The organism is Pseudomonadota bacterium, from assembly GCA_018823135.1.
Taxonomy (GTDB): domain Bacteria; phylum Desulfobacterota; class Desulfobulbia; order Desulfobulbales; family CALZHT01; genus JAHJJF01.
In genome coordinates, this window is record JAHJJF010000153.1 from 1 (window position 1) to 2,191 (window position 2,191).

The following is a 2,191-nucleotide window of genomic DNA, read 5'->3' on the forward strand; positions in this document are numbered from 1 at the left end:
TCTAAACTTGAAAAGGCTAGCGATTTAACAGAATATGGAAAAGGCCAATTTGATTTAATTAACTTTCTCCTAGCCGAATTAGACTAACTTTTTTCTAGTTTTTCTTTTATTTTCTCACCTCTCTCTGATAGTTGATAAATTCTTCCTAAATGATCTTCTGGATTTATGCACTTTGCTAAACCTTCTATTTTAAATCTTCTTAAAACTCTGCTTGTATCTGAAAGGCTCAAATCTGTCTTATTCTTTATCTCGGTTACAGTCATTGGTCTTTCCATAACTAAAAGAATTGTTTTTCTTTGTTTGCTTCTCATAATAAAACTATAATCTTTCCAAAATTGTTTATTAACCATTTTTTTACTACCTCTAATATAGTTTTTGCTTATTTATATCCTAAATTGGCAGAATATAGTTAGAAAGTAGGCAAAAAATAGGCAAGTTTTTAAATAAAGTAAACCTTATTTGCTTTATAACTTATAAAATAAAAAAAACGATACTGAGAAATTTCAAAAAAAGAAATTTCTTGTACCTCTTGGAAAACTAAGAAAGTGAAGAAAAATGCCCGAAACAATCTTAATCATCAATGCTGATGACGATTTAACTATGATGAAAAATATTTTAGATAAAGAAGGCTATGATATTAAGACAGCAACAAAGGGGTCTCAAGCTTTAGAACTTGTTAGAGAAAAAGCTTTTGATTTAATTCTACTAAATATCAAAATGCCCGCTCTTTCTGGTTATGATTTATTAAGAGATAATAGGTGGATAAGATGAATATTGTACAAGAATTATCTGAAAATCAGACTATTCTTTTGCTTATACCAAGTGTTGAATATAATTCTATAATCATTGGTATAGCAAAACAATTGTCTGAAAAAAAGGTATGTTATGTAACTTTAAACAAAACTTCTGGGAGTTTAAAGGAACAGTTTAAGAAAAAAAACGTTAATATAAAGAATATTGTTTTTATTGACGTTGTTTCTAAGACAATAAAAAAAGATTTTGATCACATGACCGGCTGTTACTTTGTGAGTAGTCAAAAAGTCTTAACTAAATTATCATCAACAATTTCTGAAATTCTAAAGCATGAGTTTGACTACCTCATTTTTGATTCCTTGACCAGTTTACTAATTTATCAGAAAACAGATTTGGTAGTTAAATTCATATTCAGCTTAATCAATAAAATCAAGGAAAGTAAAGTCAAAGCAGTTTTTTATACTTTAAATATTAAGGAGCAGGAAAGGTTTATTCAAGAATCAAGTCTGTTTGTTGATAAGGTTATTAATTTGGATAAAAAATAAATTAAAAAAAGATGAAGATGGGAAAAAAATTGAATCTAAACGGAGATGTTAAAATGATTTCAAAAAAGACAATCGCAGTTTTGCTGATAATAGGAATAACTTTTTCTCTCTTAACGGTTGGTTTGGCCATTATTAAACCTCTTTTGAAAGAAGAAGCAATTTATCCGGATTCTGCTTCTTCGTCAGGAAGGGTTAGTTTCTATGTTGGCGAGAAATTAGAACCACAAACAGTAACAGGAAAAGTTATTTTTAATGTGGTTGAAAAAAATAAAAAAGGTGATAAAAATGAATAAGGAAGTATCAAATCAAACATTAGTCGTTTTAGTCGGTGTCGCTATTGTTATTTCTGTAATTGGGTTACTTACTTCTACATTGTCTACCCAAAACATTACTGGAACATTAATTACAAATGTAACTGCTGATACTGGAACAACTTCTTTTGGTGTTAAAAGCAATATAGTATTAACTATAACTGATCCTGCCATTAATTTAGGTGACTTAGAAATTAATGAAAACAAAACAAGCGAGGATGTAACTGATTGGTTCGTGATAAGAAATGACGGCTCAATTGATTTTGATGTTTATGCTTATGGAATAGACAGCCCCTTTACTAGTACAGCTAACGGAGCAAATCTGCTTCCCAACAATTATTATTTTGTTCATGCTAACTCTTCAGACAGCGGGACAGCAAATACTACTTATGTTTCCGTACCAAATGGAGTTGGAAATAAACATCTGCTGATAGATGCTCTTGATAATGAGGGTGGTTTAGATACAGCTAAAATTGGAATTAAAGTGATTGTTCCTCATGATGAACAGGCTGGTGCTAAAACAGCAGATTTGACAATATATGTGGAGAGCATATAAAAACTTAATTTTTTTAAATTAAAAGA

Annotated in this window: 5 protein-coding genes; 4 read left to right on the forward strand and 1 reads right to left on the reverse strand. The window is 29.7% G+C overall.

The window, feature by feature from the left end; genetic code table 11:
• Positions 1-83: 83 nt before the first annotated feature.
• Positions 84-350 carry an ArsR family transcriptional regulator gene (locus tag KKE17_15670; protein ID MBU1711435.1) on the reverse strand — a complete coding sequence of 89 codons (267 nt, stop codon included), beginning with the start codon at positions 348-350 and terminating at the stop codon, positions 84-86.
• A gap of 205 nt (positions 351-555) precedes the next feature.
• Between KKE17_15670 and KKE17_15675 the strand changes: the two genes are divergently transcribed.
• From KKE17_15675 to KKE17_15690, 4 genes are read left to right on the forward strand one after another with little or no spacing between them, the layout of a single operon-like run.
• The gene (locus tag KKE17_15675) at positions 556-771 is read left to right on the forward strand and encodes a response regulator (GenBank protein MBU1711436.1); all 216 of its coding nucleotides are present in this window, start codon (positions 556-558) and stop codon (positions 769-771) included.
• A complete protein-coding gene (locus tag KKE17_15680) occupies positions 768-1,298 on the forward strand; it encodes a hypothetical protein (protein ID MBU1711437.1) in 531 nt (176 codons plus the stop codon). Before KKE17_15675 ends, KKE17_15680 begins: the two co-directional genes overlap by 4 nt.
• Positions 1,299-1,351: 53 nt before the next feature.
• On the forward strand, positions 1,352-1,591 hold the full coding sequence (locus KKE17_15685) for a hypothetical protein (protein ID MBU1711438.1): 240 nt from the start codon (positions 1,352-1,354) through the stop codon (positions 1,589-1,591).
• On the forward strand, positions 1,584-2,165 hold the full coding sequence (locus KKE17_15690; protein ID MBU1711439.1) for a hypothetical protein: 582 nt from the start codon (positions 1,584-1,586) through the stop codon (positions 2,163-2,165). The genes KKE17_15685 and KKE17_15690 overlap by 8 nt, the downstream gene beginning before the upstream one ends.
• Positions 2,166-2,191: the final 26 nt, after the last annotated feature.